Raw genomic sequence first — 16,999 nt, 5'->3', positions numbered from 1 at the left:
GAATTATGAAACGCCATTCAACCCCATATGCTTTCTCGATGCTTGTTGCGGTGCTCACGTTTGCTCTATCGTGCAAGAAGAGTAGTCCGCCCGAGCCCGGAGTGCAGTTCCCGCTAACGGTAAAAGCCACAGCGATCTTATCGCAGGGACCGGTACGTTTATTTACACATGAAGGCGAGGTAACCGATGCCGCCGTGATTGCACAGTTCATTTCGGGGGCCGATGGCTTTAATAAAGATTTCGAAATTGAGGCCGAAGATGTCATCACCTTCCAAACGGACTCGACATTGGAATTTGAATCCTTAACTGGCCTAATATCGGTACAGGCCGAAACAGCAGACAAGCTTGTTTTCCGCTATCCATTTGCGCCTACTTTAAACGACTCCTATAACTCTATATTGCAGCCTTTACTGGACCATCAGCGGATCGCGAAAACAAACATCACGCACATGGTACCTACGGGCACCGGCTTTCGGTACGTTGGTGAAGTGGTAATCGTTGCCTCAGGTAACTACCAAGCCTTCGAGCTACCTGTAACCGTTTACCTGCTGAGCCGTTGGCGCGGCCAAGGTGAATTTGCTAAATCGTACTACAGCAATTCGGGCGTGTTCAGTCCGTTTAGCGACGACTTCCTGGCGACACTAGGTGCCCGCGATACGGTGGCTTACCAAGAGAACGTGACCCTGTTTTCGGAGTAGTGCTCGCTGGATCCGGGGCGCCACAGTGGGCGGGCGTTCCTTGCTTTGGTCGCGTGCCTGCTACCGATGGAGCGATGTGGATTTCGAGGCCAACCTACGAGACCGCGTAGACTGGCCGATCCGCTATCAAGACCTTGCCCCTTGATAAGGCCAGGGTTTCGTCGTACAACAAGAAAGTCAGTCGAAAATTTGCGAAAGCGGAGTAGGCCCGCTATCTTAGCGTAAATTTATAAACCCGATACGATAACAAACCTTTTAACGATAAAAAACTAGACGATGACACAGCTATTCATTGGTACGCAGGAAATCATGCTTCTTTTGTTCTCTGCCATTATCCCACTTGGTTTAACGGCATTAGTGCTCTACATCGCATACCGCTTGGTTGATCGGTGGGTAAATCGGTCCATCGAAGTTCGCCGCGAGCAAAATGCATTGCTGGCTAAATTGCTTGAGAAGCTGGAGGAGGGGAAGACGCCATGAAAAAGCTATATACTATTTTGTTTTTGGCTGCTTTGATGGTTTCGGCTTGCGATCATGCCGCGAAGACTGAACAGACCCTTGTAACCGGCTGGTACCATGTGGTAGACAGCGAAACAGGAGTGGAAAGGCAGCTGGGTGACAGCCTTACCTATTACCTGGATCCACAGCCCGTGATAACGGCAGCTCATTTCAAAGCCGCAACGACGGAATCATTTCCACACGACAGCACCCTTTGGCAGGTCGTTGTGCATTTGGATGACACCGGCAGGGAACGGTTTGCTAGGGCGACCGATGAGCTCATCGGTGAAGACTTGGTTTTTGTGCTGGATGACTCGCTATGGACAGAGCCGATAAGGATACAAGCTAAGATTCCGAACGGTGTGATCGTGATTAATAAATGGCAGTTTTCTAAGGAGGAGGCCGAGGAGTTAATAGGAAAGATAGACGTTGGCAAAAGATGATGATCGCAATTGACCTCCCAAAGTCTGGCTGGATTCATTATTCAAACGGAATTTCAAAATATTGAAGAATAGCTTTGTAATTATCCTGAGCGGTAAGACAAGTGTCTAATAGATATTCCTTTATGTGTGGCCATTCCTGCAAACCTCTGTAATAAAACAGCTTTAGATCTTCATCTATAATAAAAGGCACAATATTATTCGCCAGGCATTCTTTAAACATAATCAATCGACCAACACGGCCATTACCGTCTTGAAAAGGGTGAATGATTTCAAACTGATAATGAAAGTCAATAATATTTTCGAAAGTTTTCTTTTCGATGCTGTGGTAATATAAAAGTAATGCGGCCATTTTCGTTGCGACGGCTGCAGGTGGACAAGTTTCATTACCGCCAACTTCGTTCGGGAGCTTTTTGAATTCGCCAACATTAAACCAACCCTTTCGGCTGTCAGACGTTCCAGATTTCAACAATAAATGGATTTCCTTTATAAATGACGCGGTTAGTTTGTTCTTTGCTTTGTCGATGATTAAATCAATGCAACAAAAGTGGTTGGCAGTTTCTATGATATCATCTACATTGACACTTTCTTTGGATGCTCCAATGGTGTTGGTTTCGAAAATGTACCGGGTTTGATCGTGTGTTAATTTACTTCCCTCAATGCGATTAGAATTATAGGTAAGGTCAATCTGCGTACGGTGGTAAATTCCCCCTTTGAGCTGCATTTCTTTTTGCTCTTTGAGATGATTGAGTAAGGGATTATCACTAAACTTCTTCTTATTTCCTTTTTCAGGTAATCTTGCATCCGCTGGAATATTCCAAGTTTTACCGGTTAAGAAAGCTCCTTTAATTCTTCCGGTAGCACAATAATTCCGGACCGTTCTTTCCGGAACGTTCCATTTTCTTGCATACTCACTTACGGAAATATAGTTCATCGTCCATTTAACCAACACCGTTATCGGCAAATATACCATAAATAATTGGCTGGATCTACCCTTTTTTGCCGATAACGGCACTCGTTCAACTGAAAAACAGTCGGCCGCCTTTTTCGGATTTATCGGATACCTAACTCAAAAAACCCTAACCTCCGGGGTAGAGTTCAACGAACTGAGCCAACGCAGCCTTCCAATCGGTGCCGATTCGACACAGAAATCAGGCGTTCGACACAAAAAAACCGATGCTTGGACAAACAAGCAGGGGAATAATGCGACGACGGTCTTTAAAAGATATGTTGATTGGCCATTCGTTGGTTGCCCCTCTAGATTTTGATGACGTAAGACGTAATCGATTTCAGGGTTGTGCCGGTTGCTTTCGCAAACCCATAAACATCGCAATAAGCATACACCTCGCCCGATACCAAGTGCATCTCGCCGCTGGCAGAGGCATGGCGGCCGTGGGTAACCACCGTTTGCAACACCATCTTCTGCACCGGTGACGCTTTCATCGATTCCAGCTCCGTTATGAATGCGGCTTTGCCCATGATTGTCCGGTCGCCAACCATGTGCCAGCTGACCTCATCATCGAGGTTGGCTTCGATAAAAGATACATCGCCTTTGGCAAAGGCGCTATTGAATTCCTTGAGGAACTCCCGGCGTGGCGAGTTCTTGCAATCGGCATTAATTTCTAGCTCTACCATGTTTAACGCTTTTTACAAAGGTACAACTTGATAGCGGACAAACGCTAACCCCCTACGCGGAACTGCTCCACCAGCCGCGACAACTCAGATATTTTATTGACACCCAGCTTACGGTAGATGTTCTTAACATGCGTAATGACGGTGTCTGGAGAGATAAATAACTTGCCGGCAATCTCCTTTTTGCTGAGACCATCGTAAAGCAACCCTACAATCTCCAACTCACGGGAGGTAAGGGATAGGTATTGTTCATATGGCGATATGGATACTTCGATTTCCATAGGCTTCATCACCGTCATGGCCACTTTGGAGCTGCCCCGCCCGTTACGGATAATCGCTTTTGATGTGCCGATGGTCTTCTTCCATTGCCCAGTCGATGCCAAGAGCTTATATTTCAGATTGAGGTAACCGGGCGGGTCATTTCGAAAAAAAGCCATCGATTCAATCAACGTATAATAGGTTGAAAGGTGCATGGTTTTAAGGTAATAAAAATGGTCCATACCCTGCAAGATGCGATTGTTGAACCCGTAGAACTCCCGCAACTTTTCGTTAATACATATCGGACGGTAATACTCCACATCGTGAATGGTGATGAGATAATCAGATCGATCTATAATCTGCAGGAATGGCTCCTGCCGAATACAATCGACAGTGAGTGGTGTTTGAGCGGTGAGCGCAGCATATATTTCTTCAAGTTCTTTTTGTAATGGCAAAAAATGGTCCATAGGTGTAAAAATTGGAAACAAGCGCCCGAAGATAGCAAAGAAATCCGAAACCCAAACGGCCATTTCCGGGCGGGCGTTTATTTGGTTAGCTTTGCAGCCCATGCAGCACACTCCTCAATCGATTTACCGTTTGCCGTTCATCCTGCTCTGCTCGAGTTCGCTGCTTTTTTCGGCCAGTTTCAACATGCTGATACCGGAACTGCCCGCCTACCTCAGTAGCTTGGGCGGCGGTGAATACAAAGGGCTCATCATCGCGCTGTTTACGCTCACCGCAGGCATATCAAGGCCTTTCAGCGGCAAGCTGACCGATACGGTGGGGCGCGTGCCGGTGATGGCCGTGGGCTCCATCGTATGTTTTGTGTGTGGGTTCCTGTATCCGGTCCTATCCAGCGTGTCGGGATTCTTGTTCCTACGCCTCCTCCACGGTTTCTCCACAGGCTTCAAGCCTACGGCAACGGCCGCATACGTGGCCGACATCATCCCGCGCGAGCGCTGGGGCGAAGCGGCGGGCATGCACGGGCTGTGTTTCAGCCTGGGGATGGCCATAGGGCCGGCGGTGGGAAGCGCCATCAGCCAAGCCTACTCTATCGATGCCCTTTTTTATTGCTCCTCCGTGTTCGCGCTGCTCTCCATCGTGATTTTGATGAACATGAAAGAGACGCTCCCGGCACCGAAGCGGCAACCGTTGCGAGCATCGTCATTCCGCATAGCGCGCACCGATATCATCGACCCCCGGGTAATCCCCGCAGCCATCGTTACCCTGCTTTCTTATGTTGCCTATGGCGCTATCCTTACATTGATACCGGATTGGACGACGCACCTGGGCATCTCCAACCGGGGCGTGTTTTTCGTGGCCTTCACCATATCGTCGGTAGCCATCCGGTTTTTTTCGGGTCGGCTCTCCGACCGGCATGGCCGCGTGCTCATCATCGAATACGGATTGGCAATACTCATCCTATCGATGGGTATCCTGGCGTGGGGCGAAAGCCCTTTCTGGCTGGTCTCCGGGGCCGCGGTATACGGAATCGGCGGGGGTATCCTCTCGCCCGCCGTGAACGCGTGGACCATAGACCTGAGTAACCCCCACCAACGGGGGAAGGCGATGGCGACTATGTATATCGCCTTGGAAGCTGGAATCGGACTGGGCGCACTGATCGCCGGATGGGCATACTACGATCGCATTGGCCGCATCCCGTACATCTTCTTCGGCACGATGGTCGTGGCCGCCTTTGCCTGGCTTTACATACAGGGGTACAAGCGGCGTATGAAAACGGGTGGAAGAGGGAAAACGAAAGGCGAATAGGCTGAAAACGAAAGGTCTCCAAACGGGGAGAATGGAGACCTTTACTAACCAATTATAAACCTAAATTATGATGACACAAAGATAGTGTACTTTATACACACTTCCAAATCTTTTTTACTTTTTTTTCTTGAAGATTTTTTTTACTACCTTAGTACAACAATTATAAAAAAACACCATGAAACTACTAACCGCATTATGGGCAATCACGATGTTTTCATTCAGTGCCTTCGCCCAAACGAAAGATTCGTTGGCCATAGACGTCGTATACGCGCCAAGGGGAGGCTCAGATGCCGCTTTCATGGTTAACGGGAGCTTTCTACCAAACCTCGCTGTCCAAACCATAGTACCTAGCGGCATAAAGGGCCTCCATATAGCTAAAAATGATACGGTTGTAAACGGGCATACGTACAGAGGGACGTTATGGATTACCCTGCACGATGATTACGCTCCTGTGTTTGTTTCGCTCACCGAGTTAAAACAGAAATATACCGAACTCAAACCCGGACCCACGGTTTTCATGATAGACAACCAATTGATCAATGGCAACTACGACCAACTGATGGTGAATGAAAAATACATCCTGAAGATTGAAGTGAAACGCCTAACTGATGCCGAGGGGCACGAGGATGTAAACGTGGTGAAGCTCGTGACCCGATCGGAAGAAAACATCCGGAAATCAAAGGAAATCCGCATTAGAGGCAATGCTTTCCTCATGCCAAGCAACAAATATTCAACGGATTTACTTTCGATAGACCGGAATGCGGGAATAATGCGCTAGTACAGATGTATCCGAACGGACAGTCGTATCCCCGCACTTTTCGTACTTTTGAGCCTTAACCCCTTTTCCTTACAATCACCATTAAACAAAAGCGACCTCAGGACAAATGTGAAAGGATATTGACAGTCTTACCGAAAGGGTCTTTCACATAAAACCGCCGGACACCCCAAGGCTCGTCCGCAATGCCATAGACTACCGAAAATCCTGCCTCCTGCATTTTCTGGTGTGTTTCGTCAACGTCATCCACCTCAATGGAAATATCAGGCACAGATGTACCGGAGCCACCTTCCGAGGCGAAACTGATCTGTACCCGTGCCGTATGATCGTTGCCGTATGTGCAAATCCAACTCAAATCCATTAATATTTCCAAGCCAAGGATTTCGCCGTAGAAACGCCGTGCGGCGTCTATATCTTCCGTTGCCGTGTTTACCACAATTCTCCGTACTGCCATCTATTTGTTAGTTAACAAATACAAAACTACAAAAATGGCATCGGCGAGGGCAGAAAAGGTTCAACCTGGAAAAAGCGGTGCTAACCGCCATCAGAAATAACGCAATGGACTATCTGAACCCCTCGATGTCGTTTTTTGCACGTCATGTTGCTTCATCTTGAATAATTCCCTAATTTCGTGGTGGATATGGCAACAAAAAGAGGGGCGGATAATTCACAGTCGAACGGTACGGACGATACGTCGTTGCGCCTGCTCTTCAATGACATCTTCCAATCGTACGAGCAACCGCTCTTCCGGCTGGCCGCCAACCTCTGCAAAGACGACAGCATGGCACGAGATATCATCCACGATGTTTTCCTCAAACTCTGGGAAATCCGCCAGCAGCTCCATGAAATCGAATCCATAGAGGCTTTCCTATTTACGCTGACGCGGAACCGAATCATGGACTACCTGCGTAAAGTGGCGTCTGATGCGCGCCTGAAACAGGCCATTTGGGAATCGATGCAGCAGATCGTCGCTCCTGCTAACGGGGCAGAAGAAAAGGAATTCCATGAGGTGCTCGCCAGCGCCATAGACCGGCTCCCGCCGCAACGCAAGGCAATTTACCTCTTGCGCGATGCGGGGTATAATTACAATGAGATTGCTGACCAGCTCCACATCTCCCGACATACCGTAAAAAACCAAGTGAGTGCCGCGTTGAAGTCCATCCGGCAGACCCTGAACCGGCTATTCGAATAATTTTTTTCCTGTCCAATAGGACACTTCCCCGTCTGCTACGTCTATGGATATAGATAACGAGCAATGAAAACACGCATCCGCTATTTGCTACAGCAATATTTCAATGACCGCGCAAGCTATGAGGAGCTGGAGGAATTCTTCCGTGTTGTCCGCTCCGCTAAGCACGACGAAGAACTCGCAGCGCTGATCAAAGAGACGTACGAGGCGCTACGGCGCGAAAACCCATCGTCGACCTACATCGATCCGACCGGAAACCTTACGTTTCCTACGGGCGTCGATATGGCGCCCACCCCCGCCAAACGCTTGCCGCGCAAAGGCAGACGCCTTGCGCTGACCATCATGGCCGCAGCGGCAGCGTTGGCAGCGGTACTGTGGTTTTGGCCACGGAGCCCACAAGGCTACATGAGGGACGAGCCCCAAACGCAAGTACAGGTGGTGAAGCAGGCGGCAAGTGACGAAAATAAAGTCATCCAACTGAGCGACGGCACCAAGGTGTGGCTCAACTCATCCAGCAAGCTGGAGTACCCGCAGACATTCGACGCTTCATCGCCGCGCGAGGTCTCGCTGACGGGAGAGGCGTTTTTTGAGGTGGCCAAAGCGGCCGACTGGCCTTTAGTGGTGCATACGGGTGCCGTGAAAACCACCGTGTTGGGTACGGCTTTCAACATCAAAGCCTACCCGGGCATGCAAAATATCAGCGTGTCCGTAAAACACGGCAAGGTAGCGGTAAGTAAAGATAACCAGCCGCTGGCCACATTGGAAAGTAACCAGGAGTTGCGTGTAGCACTGAGACAAAACGCGCCCACCCCAGCCGAAGAGCTCACGCTGAACAGTAAGGTGGCCGGCAAATGGAAAGACGGCTACCTGGATTATGAAGACGAAGCCATCGCTTCGGTCATTGCCGACCTCGAACGGTTTTATGGAATCCGTGTAAGCCTCTGGGATGAAACGCTGGCCAACGAAGAAATCACCATCTCGCTGCGCCGCGATAGCCATCCCGAATTTGCGCTGGATATCCTGTGCCGGCTTTTAGACAAACAACTAAAAAAACAAGAAAATAAGTTCATCATTTACTAACCATCATTAAACAACATGCTTATGGATAGTTGACTACATCAGGAAAAGAAGGCCATGCCGGCTGGTACCCGGCGATGGCCTGTGGATTCAATAAACACGTTACGTTATGTTATACTAAATCTGTTCAAAATTATGCATTTAACCACAAACAAGTGCAAAGGGAGATTATTAATGAAAATATCTTTACTCGCTATCTTACTCACCGCAGCATCGACCGTCGTGTCATATAGCACAACCGCTCAGCACCTACACGAAATCGAAGCATCATTGCCGGCAGGTACCCTGTCATTGCGCGACGCGTTGAACCAACTGGAACAACAAGCAGATATCCGATTTACTTATCGCAGTAGTGATATCAAAGGCTTTGACCGCCTGCATATCGCCGGTAATGGGGGCAATGTGGCCGCCCTACTGGATGGGTTAATGAAGCAGACCGACCTGCACTACGAGCAGGTGGGAAAAACCGTCATCATCAAGAAAAACGCGGCAGCCGTAGCCGACCGGATGGAGCGCGTGGGGACACAGGTAGCCATCTCGGGCCAGGTGCTGGATGAAACCGGCACACCCCTCGCAGGTGTGACCGTACGGATAACCGGTACGCCTGTAACGACTTCCACCGACATGAAGGGCAACTTTTCCATCCGGGCAACGGACGCTAACCCTACCCTTGCAATATCTTACATCGGTTACCAAACGGTCGAGATTGCAGCCAATGACCTGGCAGATGCTGCGTACGTCATACGCCTACAGCCCGATTTCGGTCGGCTCGACGAGGTTACCGTCATCGGCTACGGCACCACAAGCAAACGGGTGAGCACAGGCTCAACGGCGGGCATCACAAGCGACGAGATCAGCCAAGCGCCCATCAATGATCCCCTGGCCGCGCTGCAGGGACGGATAGCAGGCCTCGAAGTGAATAGCAGCAATGGCCTGCCCGGATCGGCATTTACCGTGCGCCTTCGGGGGCTCAGCTCGTTGGGAGGGTCGAACGACCCGCTATATATCATCGATGGCATTCCGTATTTTTCGGAGTCGTTGAACATGTTCAGGGGAGACAACGGCGGCCAAAGCCCCCTGAGTGGCATCAACCCCGCCGACATCGAACGGATCGATGTGCTGAAAGATGCTGATGCTACCGCAATCTATGGATCACGCGGGGCCAATGGTGTCATCCTCATTACCACCAAGAAGGGCAAGGCCGGCAAAACACAGGTAAACGCCAATCTTTATTCGGGTGCCGGCCGGGTAACCAATAAGGTAGATATGCTAAGCACCGCCGAATACCTGGAGCTCCGCAACGAAGCGTTCAGCTACAGCGATGATGCACCCAACGAAGATAACGCGCCCGACCTCATGCTGTGGGATCAAGACGAAAACACGAACTGGCAGGAAAAACTGATTGGCAACACTGCACAACTGACCGAAGCGAACGTTTCATTCTCGGGTGGTTCCGAACGGACCACCTTCTTGCTGAGCGGCACCTACCGCAATGAAACTACCGTGCAGCCCGGCGACAACGGCTATAAGAAAGGATCAGGCATGCTGACGCTGCAGCACCATACGCCGGACCAGAAATTTTCGGTGTCGGCAACGGTCAACTATACAGCTGACTTCAACAACGCGCTGGCCACAGACATTACGCAATATTATAACCTGGCGCCCAATATGCCGGTATATGACGATGCGGGCTACTACTACTGGTTCGGCAATGACCAGAATCCCTTCGCCTTCCTCGAAAGGCGCCATGAAACCCGCAACCAGGCATTGCTTACCAGCGGCGTAATCCGCTACAGCCCCATCAAAGGCCTGGACCTTACGGCCAACATCGGCTACAACCGTACGGCATTCAACCAGCTGCAGATGTACCCGCTTACCTCTTTCAATCCGGCAAATGCGGCTACCAATATGGCGTATTTCGGATCGAGCACCAACACCGCTTACAACATCGAGCCCCAAGCCCGGTACACGTTTGACGTAGGGCAGGGTACTTTCGAGCTCCTGGCCGGTGGTACCTGGCAACGGAATGTGCGCGACGGGCAGGACCTGCGTGCCGAAGACTTCTCTTCCGATACCCAGCTCGGCAACATTACGGCGGCAAACTCGTTGCGCAGCCAGAATTTCGCGTATGCCGACTACCTCTACCAAGCGGCTTTCGGCCGGGTTACCTATAACTGGGATAGCAAGTACATCATCAACGCCAGTTTCCGCCGCGACGGGTCATCGCGCTTCGGGCCCAACAAGCGGTTCGGCAACTTCGGCGCCATCGGTGCCGCATGGGTGTTCTCCGAAGAAAACGGTCTTCGCGAAGCGCTCCCATTCCTAAGCTTCGGCAAGTTGCGCGGCAGCTACGGCACTACGGGCAATGACCAGATCGGCAACTACCAGTACATGGATACTTGGGGATTCACCAGCAACCCGTACGATGGCGTGGTGGGCCTTAACCCGAGCCGCCTGCCTAACCCCGATTACCGTTGGGAGCGCAACCGCAAGCTGGAAGGAGGACTGGAACTCGGCATGCTGGACAATCGGCTCTCATTGAACGTCAACTACTATTTCAATCGGTCAGACAATCAATTGATCGAGTATACCCTGAGCCCGCAGACCGGCTTTTCGGGCTTCACAGCCAATATGCCGGCGCTGGTGGAAAACAAGGGGTGGGAGTTTGAAGTGAGTAGCGTGAACATCGCCAATGAGAACTTCGAGTGGACCACTTCCGGTAATTTGACCATCGCCCGCAATAAACTGGCAGAATACCCCGATTTCGAAAATTCGGGCCTAACGACATTATACGCGGTAGGGCACCCCATCGACATCGTGTTCGGCTATAAATTCACCGGTGTGAACCCCCAAACGGGCATCCCTGAGTTTGCCGACCTCGATGGCAACGGCGAGTTGACCGCGTCATGGGACGACCAATACATCATGGGCAGCAGCATGCCGGCTTTCTTCGGCGGCTTGGCCAATAACCTCCGCTACAAAAACCTGAAGGTCGATTTCTTGCTTCAGTTTGTGAAGCAGGAAGGCGAGGCACTCAACTACGGCTACCCTGCCACATCGGCACTCGGCATACGGGCGAACTTCGACCGTTCGGTGCTGAATCGCTGGCGCAACCCCGGCGATGTGACCGACATCCCGCGGCCCGCACTGTCGTCGAGTGATGACGCCTATACACAATACAACTCGTTCTACCGGCACTCCGATGTGCTTTGGGTGGATGCATCGTTCGTCAGGCTGAAGAACCTGACCGTGAGCTATGACCTCACCTCCGCGCTGCCTATGCTGAAAACGCAACGCATCGGCGTGTACGTACAGGGGCAAAACCTATTTACGCTGACCAGCTACGACGGGTTCGACCCCGAAACGCGCGGACGCGTGATGCCCCCCATCCGTTATTATACAGCAGGTATCCGTTTCACCTATTAATCTGAAAGAACATGACACATCGCATATATATCCTATTGCTTACCATCGCCTTCGCTTTCAGCTCGTGCGAAAGCTTTGTAGAGCCGGGGGCACCGAAGACAGAAATCCCCCTCGAACTCGCCTTTTCCGACGATAAAACTGCGACAGCTTCCGTGGTGGGCATGTATGCCCGCATGAATAACCTCAACTACCAGTTTGCCAACGTGCTGTCGCTCATCTTGCCGGGCATGATGGCCGACGAGATGGCGTATGCATTTGCGTTTGCCACTTACGATGAGTTCAAGAACAACAACGTCCTTTCGTCCAATCAGTATGTAGATGTCTTCTGGTCATCCCTTTATCAGTACATCTACCAAGCCAATGCGTGTATTGAGGGGCTGGAAAAGGCCGACAACTTGAACCCGGAAGTAAAAAGCCAACTGCTGGGCGAAGCTAAATTCATCCGGGCATTCTGCCATTTCTATTTAGTGAACTACTTCGGTGATGTGCCGCTGATCCTCACCACCGATGCGCTGGCCAACAACCACAAGCCACGTACACCCGCTGCCGAGGTGTATGCCAGTGTCATCGAAGACCTGAAAGCGGCTAAGGAGCAGCTGTTTGATGGTTATCCCTCGGGAGACCGGGCCAACGCCGATGGCGAACGCATCCGCCCGAACAAAGGTGCCGCCAGTGCCATGCTTGCACGTGCGTACTTGTATATGGGCCAGTTCGCGCTGGCAGAGACGGAGGCTACAGAAGTCATCGACAACAGCCAATACCAATTGATGAGCAGCGAAGACATCAACAACGTTTTTTTAGCCAACAGTGCAGAAACCATTTGGCAGCTGCAAGCTATCAATACAGCTGGCGGCCGGAACACCTGGGAGGGATTCTTGATGGTGCCCGCATCGGAAACGGCTGCCGCACTTTTCCGGCTGGTACCCGGCGGCCTACAGGACGCGTTCGAGACCGACGACCTGCGCCGCGAGAATTGGGTAGGCTCTCGCACCACAGCATCGGGCGACACCTATCTTTTCCCCTATAAATATAAGGCCCGCTTCGGCGTAACGCCTGTGCAGGAATACACCATGGTGCTACGCCTTGCCGAGCAATACCTCATCCGCGCAGAGGCCCGCCTGGCACAGGATAAGTTTGCCGACGCCGAAGCAGACATCAATACCATCCGTGGCCGTGCAGGCTTGGAAGCGCTGGATCTGGGCGATGATGCCGGTGCGATCCGCACGGCTTTGGAGCAGGAGCGCCGCATCGAGCTTTTTGCCGAGTGGGGGCATCGGTGGTTTGACCTCCGCAGGTGGCCCAGCGCCACCGGCGAAGCTGCGAAAACCCGCGCCGACGATGTGTTGGCACCGGTAAAACCGGCTTGGCAGTCGAGCGCGATTTACCTGCCACTGCCCGATGAAGCAATCCGTACGAACCCGAATTTGTAATCCGTTAACTATTGACCCATGTTTCCACGATCATTGATACCGACGCTTTGTTTGTGCCTGCTGCTCCCCTTCGGAGCGCTTGCAGCACATAGCACCACCGTGAGCGGCAAACTCATAGGCTATTGGGGAGAACAGCTTACGCTGAACTACCAAGAATATGCCGTACTAGCCGACCTACAGAAACAGGAAATAGTGGTGGCCGCCGATGGATCGTTCCGCTTCTCCATCGATATCTCGACGCCGGCACGGGCGTTCATGATCGTGGAAACTTCCCCCGTGGAAGAACAATTTACCGTGACCCGTGGCGACGGCCGGGATACGACCATCACCACCCAGACCAACCGGTCACAGTTGGTGTACCTCTACCTCGCCCCCGGCAACAAGCAACACGTAACCGTCGATGTAAAGCGCGTACAGGAGACGCTCCACATCACCGGGAGGAACAGTGCGGCCAGCCGGTACCTCAATGAGGAAGACTGGCGGTTTAACCAATACCGCGACAAGCACTTGAAAAATTACTTCGGCTATGTGAACTACTCGCCCGACCAATATGCGGCCTATGTAGCACAACGGGAGGCCGACCGGCTCGCATTCCTCGCGCAATTCAACAAACAGCGGCGCATAGCCAAACAATTGTACCACGTGAGCGAGCAAACCATCCGCAACGACGCCACCATGGCGCTGCTGCTCTATCCGTCAATGCGCAGCGCCTACCGGGAAGATGGCTTTTCAGCGGATGCGGCATATTATGCGTTCCTCAAGGACGTAGAACTCGATCGGTCGAAGGCCGACAAAGGTATAGCATATTACTATTTTCTGGATTACTACCTGAAGCAAAAATACCGGTTGGCCGATACCGAAGAAGATTTCTTCGATTACGTCAAAAAGGAATTATCCGGCCGGCCGCTGTATGAGTATTATGCGTTTGCGTTGGCGTCCAATTTCAAGAAGAAAATCTACGACCACTTCGGACCGGACAGCCCCTACCCCGATCTGGCCAAACGGGTGAAAGTAAAATACCACAAACTGGAAGGTATGTTGGAAGGCAACCCTGCCCCCGCCGTGGTATTGCAAGATACAACCGGTAGGGACATCCCACTGGCCGACCTGAAGGGACAATACGTATACATCGACTTCTGGGCCACATGGTGCGGACCGTGCATCGCAGAAATGCCGGCGCTGGATACGCTGCAGCATGATTATGCCGACGCTAATATTGCCTTTGTAAGTATATCGGTGGATAAGGAAAAGGATAAACAGAAGTGGAAGGACTTCGTAGCCAAGCGCGAGCTCAAGGGTGTGCAAGTGTGGGTAAACGCTGAAAACAGCCGAGTATTTACCGAAGCGTTTAATATTATGCAAATTCCACGCTTCGTTCTGCTCGACCCGGAGGGACGCATCGTGAATGCCAACGCGCCGAGACCTTCTGACAAGCGTATCCGGCAGCTACTGGACAAGGTCTTGTAAGCGCCAACACCGGCCACCGCATGCTTCGCTACCCCCCTTCTTCCAACGCTCCCCAGCCACTGAAAAAGATAGCGAGCATCTTCCAGCCCACCTCGATATCGGTAAAGCTGTAAACCGGTTCCGTTACCTCGATCTGCAGCTCCGCGTCCGTAATAGCGCGGGCCGTGATGCCTTCCGGCTGCATCACCAGCGTAGGCTCCTCGCCGTTGTCATAATAAATCTCCAACTTCAGGATGCCGGCTTCTTCCGGTAGATAAAAGGGGTGCGTGAAGTTGATCGTTTTATTAAAGGCATCGGAGGTATATACAACGAGCTTGTAAACGACTGGCGTGGGTGGAAGCGGATTGTTCGGGTCGGGCTCTGGGATATGCTGCGACTTAATGGTGTACGTCGAGACTTCGCATGAATATCCCGCCACTACCTGGCTTTTTGATGAAACTTCGCGATCATATATCGAGATGTCCATCGAGCTGCCGCTGCCGACACCCAGATCGACAGAAGGCACATATGTCAACGACAACTCGCAATCTTCCTCAGCAATCTCATCCGTCTGCACCAACGTACGCATGAAAACCTTCCCTACGTCATTCTTGGCGTCGTGGTAATTATCGAACTGATACCCGAATCCGCGCGCCTTGCCCAACACAATATCGTCCTTCACATAATACGTACCAATAACCGCATTCATCATGAGGCCGAGTGCAGCAAAGGGGTTGTTTTCGGAATATTCTTCCAGAAGAGCAAGGAACGCCTGCGCCTCCGCGCTATTCTCGGCCAGCTCGGCAAACTGCGCGGGTACATCATCGCGCGAAAAGTCGATTTCCTTAATGAAAAAGCCCAAATCTACCCCGTGGCTGCGCATGCCCATTTCAATGGTGCCCTCCGTAAACGGCGTATGGTCGCTGGGCTGCTCCTCGTCAGGATCTAACGAATCGGTTTTGGCGCACGCCGAAAACAGCAGTAAGGCGATAAAAAGGTAATGAAAAAGGTGCTTTGTCGTCGTTCGGGAAAATAGATACATGTACTCGCTTTTATATATTTTATGAATCGGTGAAAAATAAGGGTTCTTATGGGCCATCGCAATACCGGAAGACAAGGAAGTTGGCGTGTATCCGAACTTCCTTGTTTTTTGGTATAGTCTACAAGCTATTGCTCCAGATCAATGGTCTGTACATCGGCGATGATACCAAAGGCTACCGGAACGGTACGCTCGTAAACCGCCAAACCGGAAGCCTCATCGGGCTCAACACGTAAAGTATAGCCACCTTCGGGAAGCCCCTGGAGCAGGAAGAACCCATCCGGCTCCGGTATGGCACTCACCGTATCCGTTTCGCTGATGGCATACACAATGGGGTTTGCGTCCATCGGCTGCACTACGCCTTTGATCTGGCCATTGGTAAGCTGGGTAAATACACGGATTACAGGCTTCAGCTTATAATCGCCATTGCCCGTTTGCACGATAGACCTCGCGGCGTCAAAATCGGTCCAAAATTCGTACGACCCGTTGGGAACCAACTCTGCATGGACATTGAATTTAAGACCACTCTCTTGGCCGGAAGGCACATCGAGCGGATGCTCGACACCATCCACCACGATGGCGTTGCCCTCGCCGAGTAAAAAACGCACCTGCGACAGCTTTCCCACGGGGAGGCTAGTCCGCGCCAGCAGCGTGTCGGCCCCGTTGCGGTAGTCGAGAATATTGTATACCCCCGGAACTACCGGAGCGACCGAAACCCACCCGGCCTCATCGGTATGGAACTCAATGCCTTGGATATCCAATAACAACGCGTCGAATGCGGCAGGCGCATCGGTAAGCCGCAGGCTGACTTCCGCCGTCTTGTCCATGTTGCTGGGATTCTTTTCACAGCCCGTAAAAAACAACAGGCCCAATGCAGCGGTGAAGGTCAATAGCGGGAGTACTACTTGCTTTTTCATTTTTATTTGTTTTCTATTATTTATTTGTTTCTCATTTGCTGACGGACGTTCGATTTAAATATCCTGGTCTCCTGAGGTAATACGATCCTGAGACATACTAGTTGGATTTGTTCATTTAACAGGCATCAGGTAATCGTACCTGAGGTGTTTCTTCCGCTGCCCCGGTGCGTGATCCCTGGCGGATTGCTTTCCACTGATTTTCTTCTCCTGACCCGGGGGTACTTTACCACTGCGACCCGCCGTACGCTGCATGGTACAAGATCCGAGGAAAATAACAGCGGTGACCAATAATGCGGCAAGTGCTTTCATCTGTCCGTTTTTTCTTTAATAGTAACCTATTGATTGTGCGATGAACGAACAAAATTCTCGCCCAAACGAAAAGTCATTAATTAACAGCGGCTTAA

Annotated in this window: 17 protein-coding genes; 10 read left to right on the top strand and 7 right to left on the bottom strand. The window is 51.4% G+C overall.

Features of this window, described 5'->3' with window-relative positions:
• The first annotated feature begins 5 nt into the window (after positions 1-5).
• The 3 genes from U9S71_RS10605 (at position 6) to U9S71_RS10595 (ending at position 1,639) form a co-directional block, all read left to right on the top strand.
• Positions 6-698 carry a hypothetical protein gene (locus U9S71_RS10605; RefSeq protein ID WP_326327371.1) on the top strand — a complete coding sequence of 231 codons (693 nt, stop codon included), beginning with the start codon at positions 6-8 and terminating at the stop codon, positions 696-698.
• A 276-nt stretch (positions 699-974) separates the two neighbouring features.
• Positions 975-1,178 (top strand): hypothetical protein, encoded by a 204-nt coding sequence (locus U9S71_RS10600; RefSeq protein WP_326327370.1) that lies wholly within the window; start codon positions 975-977, stop codon positions 1,176-1,178.
• Entirely contained in the window at positions 1,175-1,639 is a 465-nt protein-coding gene (locus U9S71_RS10595; protein WP_326327368.1) for a SecDF P1 head subdomain-containing protein, read from the top strand. Before U9S71_RS10600 ends, U9S71_RS10595 begins: the two co-directional genes overlap by 4 nt.
• A gap of 37 nt (positions 1,640-1,676) precedes the next feature.
• On the opposite strand, the gene U9S71_RS10590 is transcribed toward U9S71_RS10595, so the two are convergent.
• The 3 genes from U9S71_RS10590 to U9S71_RS10580 form a co-directional block, all read right to left on the bottom strand.
• Positions 1,677-2,570 (bottom strand): Fic family protein, encoded by an 894-nt coding sequence (locus tag U9S71_RS10590; protein WP_326327366.1) that lies wholly within the window; start codon positions 2,568-2,570, stop codon positions 1,677-1,679.
• Between the two features lie 323 nt (positions 2,571-2,893).
• On the bottom strand, positions 2,894-3,271 hold the full coding sequence (locus U9S71_RS10585; RefSeq protein WP_326327364.1) for a nuclear transport factor 2 family protein: 378 nt from the start codon (positions 3,269-3,271) through the stop codon (positions 2,894-2,896).
• A 44-nt stretch (positions 3,272-3,315) separates the two neighbouring features.
• On the bottom strand, positions 3,316-3,993 hold the full coding sequence (locus tag U9S71_RS10580; RefSeq protein WP_326327361.1) for a helix-turn-helix transcriptional regulator: 678 nt from the start codon (positions 3,991-3,993) through the stop codon (positions 3,316-3,318).
• On the opposite strand from U9S71_RS10580, the gene U9S71_RS10575 reads away from it, so the two are divergent.
• Both U9S71_RS10575 and U9S71_RS10570 read left to right on the top strand, forming a co-directional pair.
• The gene (locus U9S71_RS10575) at positions 3,938-5,296 is read left to right on the top strand and encodes an MFS transporter (protein ID WP_326327359.1); all 1,359 of its coding nucleotides are present in this window, start codon (positions 3,938-3,940) and stop codon (positions 5,294-5,296) included. The two genes, U9S71_RS10580 and U9S71_RS10575, sit on opposite strands and share 56 nt — an antisense overlap.
• Before the next feature lie 175 nt (positions 5,297-5,471).
• Positions 5,472-6,074, top strand: coding sequence for a hypothetical protein (locus U9S71_RS10570; protein WP_326327357.1), 603 nt, complete (start codon positions 5,472-5,474; stop codon positions 6,072-6,074).
• A gap of 97 nt (positions 6,075-6,171) precedes the next feature.
• Here the strand turns inward: U9S71_RS10570 and U9S71_RS10565 are convergent, their stop codons facing one another.
• A complete protein-coding gene (locus tag U9S71_RS10565) occupies positions 6,172-6,525 on the bottom strand; it encodes a VOC family protein (protein WP_326327355.1) in 354 nt (117 codons plus the stop codon).
• A gap of 186 nt (positions 6,526-6,711) precedes the next feature.
• Here U9S71_RS10565 and U9S71_RS10560 point away from each other — a divergent pair, with 186 nt between their 5' ends.
• The 5 genes from U9S71_RS10560 to U9S71_RS10540 all read left to right on the top strand — a co-directional run bounded on the left by U9S71_RS10560 (position 6,712) and on the right by U9S71_RS10540 (position 14,660).
• Positions 6,712-7,263 carry an RNA polymerase sigma-70 factor gene (locus tag U9S71_RS10560; protein WP_326327353.1) on the top strand — a complete coding sequence of 184 codons (552 nt, stop codon included), beginning with the start codon at positions 6,712-6,714 and terminating at the stop codon, positions 7,261-7,263.
• Between the two features lie 63 nt (positions 7,264-7,326).
• Positions 7,327-8,340, top strand: coding sequence for a FecR family protein (locus U9S71_RS10555; RefSeq protein WP_326327352.1), 1,014 nt, complete (start codon positions 7,327-7,329; stop codon positions 8,338-8,340).
• A gap of 171 nt (positions 8,341-8,511) precedes the next feature.
• Positions 8,512-11,763 (top strand): SusC/RagA family TonB-linked outer membrane protein, encoded by a 3,252-nt coding sequence (locus U9S71_RS10550; RefSeq protein ID WP_326327351.1) that lies wholly within the window; start codon positions 8,512-8,514, stop codon positions 11,761-11,763.
• A gap of 11 nt (positions 11,764-11,774) precedes the next feature.
• Positions 11,775-13,193, top strand: a complete 1,419-nt coding sequence (locus U9S71_RS10545) for a RagB/SusD family nutrient uptake outer membrane protein (RefSeq protein WP_326327349.1) — start codon at positions 11,775-11,777, stop codon at positions 13,191-13,193.
• Positions 13,194-13,211: 18 nt separating this feature from the next.
• The gene (locus U9S71_RS10540; protein WP_326327348.1) at positions 13,212-14,660 is read left to right on the top strand and encodes a TlpA family protein disulfide reductase; all 1,449 of its coding nucleotides are present in this window, start codon (positions 13,212-13,214) and stop codon (positions 14,658-14,660) included.
• 28 nt (positions 14,661-14,688) lie between these two features.
• On the opposite strand, the gene U9S71_RS10535 is transcribed toward U9S71_RS10540, so the two are convergent.
• From U9S71_RS10535 to U9S71_RS10525, 3 genes are all read right to left on the bottom strand, one after another.
• On the bottom strand, positions 14,689-15,681 hold the full coding sequence (locus U9S71_RS10535) for a hypothetical protein (RefSeq protein WP_326327347.1): 993 nt from the start codon (positions 15,679-15,681) through the stop codon (positions 14,689-14,691).
• 125 nt (positions 15,682-15,806) lie between these two features.
• A complete protein-coding gene (locus U9S71_RS10530) occupies positions 15,807-16,595 on the bottom strand; it encodes a DUF4382 domain-containing protein (protein WP_326327345.1) in 789 nt (262 codons plus the stop codon).
• A gap of 111 nt (positions 16,596-16,706) precedes the next feature.
• Entirely contained in the window at positions 16,707-16,904 is a 198-nt protein-coding gene (locus U9S71_RS10525; protein ID WP_326327343.1) for a quinol oxidase subunit 4, read from the bottom strand.
• Positions 16,905-16,999: the final 95 nt, after the last annotated feature.

The sequence above is a fragment of the Parapedobacter flavus genome (genome assembly GCF_035818675.1).
GTDB lineage: Bacteria > Bacteroidota > Bacteroidia > Sphingobacteriales > Sphingobacteriaceae > Parapedobacter > Parapedobacter flavus.
Note: the sequence above shows the minus strand (reverse complement) of the source record. Positions and strands in the feature narration are given on the sequence as shown.

Bases quoted from the DNA above. Each gene is read 5' to 3' on its own strand.
- U9S71_RS10605 (WP_326327371.1), top strand. From the start codon at position 6: ATGAAACGCCATTCAACCCCATATGCTTTCTCGATGCTTGTTGCGGTG.
- U9S71_RS10600 (WP_326327370.1), top strand. From the start codon at position 975: ATGACACAGCTATTCATTGGTACGCAGGAAATCATGCTTCTTTTGTTC.
- U9S71_RS10595 (WP_326327368.1), top strand. From the start codon at position 1,175: ATGAAAAAGCTATATACTATTTTGTTTTTGGCTGCTTTGATGGTTTCG.
- U9S71_RS10590 (WP_326327366.1), bottom strand. From the start codon at position 2,570: ATGAACTATATTTCCGTAAGTGAGTATGCAAGAAAATGGAACGTTCCG.
- U9S71_RS10585 (WP_326327364.1), bottom strand. From the start codon at position 3,271: ATGGTAGAGCTAGAAATTAATGCCGATTGCAAGAACTCGCCACGCCGG.
- U9S71_RS10580 (WP_326327361.1), bottom strand. From the start codon at position 3,993: ATGGACCATTTTTTGCCATTACAAAAAGAACTTGAAGAAATATATGCT.
- U9S71_RS10570 (WP_326327357.1), top strand. From the start codon at position 5,472: ATGAAACTACTAACCGCATTATGGGCAATCACGATGTTTTCATTCAGT.
- U9S71_RS10565 (WP_326327355.1), bottom strand. From the start codon at position 6,525: ATGGCAGTACGGAGAATTGTGGTAAACACGGCAACGGAAGATATAGAC.
- U9S71_RS10560 (WP_326327353.1), top strand. From the start codon at position 6,712: ATGGCAACAAAAAGAGGGGCGGATAATTCACAGTCGAACGGTACGGAC.
- U9S71_RS10555 (WP_326327352.1), top strand. From the start codon at position 7,327: ATGAAAACACGCATCCGCTATTTGCTACAGCAATATTTCAATGACCGC.
- U9S71_RS10550 (WP_326327351.1), top strand. From the start codon at position 8,512: ATGAAAATATCTTTACTCGCTATCTTACTCACCGCAGCATCGACCGTC.
- U9S71_RS10545 (WP_326327349.1), top strand. From the start codon at position 11,775: ATGACACATCGCATATATATCCTATTGCTTACCATCGCCTTCGCTTTC.
- U9S71_RS10540 (WP_326327348.1), top strand. From the start codon at position 13,212: ATGTTTCCACGATCATTGATACCGACGCTTTGTTTGTGCCTGCTGCTC.
- U9S71_RS10535 (WP_326327347.1), bottom strand. From the start codon at position 15,681: ATGTATCTATTTTCCCGAACGACGACAAAGCACCTTTTTCATTACCTT.
- U9S71_RS10530 (WP_326327345.1), bottom strand. From the start codon at position 16,595: ATGAAAAAGCAAGTAGTACTCCCGCTATTGACCTTCACCGCTGCATTG.
- U9S71_RS10525 (WP_326327343.1), bottom strand. From the start codon at position 16,904: ATGAAAGCACTTGCCGCATTATTGGTCACCGCTGTTATTTTCCTCGGA.